We start from the raw sequence: 1,923 nt of genomic DNA, 5'->3' as shown, positions 1-1,923 counted from the left end.
GGCCGTCTCCGGTGAGGTCGGCCAGGAAGCGGGGGTGTTTCTCGACCCGCCAGTCACCGGCGGTGTAGGCGAAGTTGTCCACTACCCTGGCCGGGGCCTTGAAGGTCCCGTCACCGTTGTTCAGGGATACCCAGACTCCGCCGTCGCCGAAACCGATAATGTCGGCCCGGCCGTCTCCGGTGAGGTCGGCCAGGAAGCGGGGGTGTTTCTCGACCCGCCAGTCACCGGCGGTGTAGGCGAAGTTGTCCACTACCCTGGCCGGGGCCTTGAAGGTCCCGTCACCGTTGTTCAGGGACGCCCAGACTCCGCCGTCGCCGAAACCGATAATGTCGCCCTTCCTGTCCCCGGTCAGGTCAGGGCCGGCACTGCTCACCCCAGGCACCACCTCAGCATGCAACTTGGCGGCCAGTACTGCCACATTCATCCTGACGATGGCTGCTGCCAGAGCGCCATCAATCTTGTCGAGGGTGTCGTTCGAGGTGTGGATATTGAAGTTGGCGGAATCCGCCCCTTCAATCGTCAACAGTGCAGGCAGCCCGGCGTTGATGAAGGGGACATGGTCGCTGGCGAAAGGATTGAGCGAGGTCTGAACGGATAAGGTGGTGTAGACGCCGGCCGCACCGGTCAGGTCGACCATTAACTGCTGCGAGACCGGGGCGCCCTCCAGCAGGACTGTCGGTTGTGGGACATTGAGGGTGCTGATCATGTCCATGTTGATGACCGCATCGAGGCGCCCGCGGTCGGTTTGGCTGAGAGCGGCAACATACTGACGGCTCCCATGGAGTCCTTGTTCCTCACCGCCGAACAGGATCAGGCGCAGGTCGTGTTCATAGCTTTGTCGGCCCAATACCCTGCCGATTTCCATCAAACCTGCCGCGCCGCTGGCGTTATCGTCCGCGCCAGGCGCCAAGGCACCGGCACCCCCTTCAATGTTGATCGAGTCAAGATGTGCTGTCGCCATCACGAGCCGACGGCTGGCGCCGCTGCCCGGCCTGTCCGCCACAAGGTTGAAGCTCGTTGAGCTGCCAAGCGTAATGGCCTGCCTGGTGACGTCGAAGCCGAAAGACTGCAGCCTGGCCATGGCCCAGTCGACCGCAACCGAGAATTCCGTGGAGAGGGAATGACGGGTGTGGAACCCGGCCAAAACCGTGCACGAGTTGATCAGCTCATCTTCGGAAACCAAGGCAGTAATTGCTGATACTGCCGCCTCGGCCCGCCCCGGGGCGGGAGATAACGTGGCCAGTGCCTGCGCGTTCTCGGGTACCGGGCAGATACCGAAACACGCGCCGCTGGCGTTCACCACCTCGGCATGTTCGCCGGCGGTCAGCGTGACGATGAGGTAGCGGCCTTTGTTCACCGCGACTTGCACATCGTGAAACTCGGCTAGAAAGGAGTTGCCGGCCTGGCCGATCAAATAGAGGGAGCCCTCTCCACTCCAGCCCGGTGTATCGGCCTGCCGGAGGAGCTCGTCCGGGAAAGCACGGACCGGCGAGTCCTGCCACCAAATGATCCGGTCCCCGAGGCCACACCATCTCAGGTCGCGCTCACCCGTATCCGGGGAAGCCATTCGTGCCTCGACGGCTTCCCCCGTATGCGGGGTGACAATATAAGAGATCACGGAGGCTCCCTCCAAAGTGGACAATGACAGTGCAGCGAGGGGACCCCAAACACGGAGATCCCTGGCGGTCAATTCCATGGGATCCGGAAACCAAATGCCCATGAGGACCTGTCCGGGTTGTTAGCTGCCGATGGAGCCCGGGCCTGGGACGAAGCGGGGGTGTTTCTCGACCCGCCACTCACCGGCGGTGTAGGCGAAGTTGTCCACTACCCTGGCCGGGGCCTTGAAGGTCCCGTCACCGTTGTTCAGGGATACCCAGACTCCGCCGTCGCCGAAACCGATAATGTCGGCCCGGCCGTCTCCGG

The 1,923-nt window shown here is 63.0% G+C and carries 2 protein-coding genes; both read right to left on the bottom strand.

The window, feature by feature from the left end; genetic code table 11:
• Window positions 1-1,618: M20/M25/M40 family metallo-hydrolase (locus QNO00_RS17265; protein WP_284025434.1), on the bottom strand; the 1,618-nt coding region annotated here is incomplete at its 3' end.
• A 120-nt stretch (window positions 1,619-1,738) separates the two neighbouring features.
• Window positions 1,739-1,923, bottom strand: a 185-nt coding sequence (locus tag QNO00_RS17260) for an FG-GAP repeat domain-containing protein (protein ID WP_284025433.1), incomplete at its 5' end; no start/stop codon positions are given.

Origin of the sequence: Arthrobacter sp. zg-Y1219, from assembly GCF_030125545.1 — a bacterium.
Classification (GTDB): Bacteria; Actinomycetota; Actinomycetes; order Actinomycetales; family Micrococcaceae; genus Arthrobacter_B.
This window is presented reverse-complemented; position numbering and strand designations above follow the sequence as displayed.